General features: G+C 68.6%; 1 pseudogene. It reads left to right on the top strand.

The features are described 5' to 3' along the window. Positions 1 to 41: 41 nt before the first annotated feature. A pseudogene (locus ACYP5B_RS48990) lies at positions 42 to 242 on the top strand (ATPase, T2SS/T4P/T4SS family); the annotation flags it as partial.

The raw sequence follows: 242 nt of genomic DNA, 5'->3' as shown, positions 1-242 counted from the left end.
GGCGCGACCGCGCGGACGCCAATGTTGCCGGAGTAGGGGGCGTGACGGTTCTCACCGGCGCGGCGCCGGCCTTTGCCGCGCTTGCGCCCTCGAGGCCGCCGAATACTGGCGCCACCGCAATCGCTGCGCCGGCGGAAGAGATCGGTACGGTGGACGAGCTCCCCATCTTCATCAAGACGCTCTACGACGAGTTGGACATGGCGCCGTCGCTGCGGCATGGGATCTGCCCGGTGCTGGTTGAA

The sequence above is a fragment of the Cupriavidus sp. 8B genome, assembly GCF_054589115.1.
Note: the sequence above shows the minus strand (reverse complement) of the source record. Positions and strands in the feature narration are given on the sequence as shown.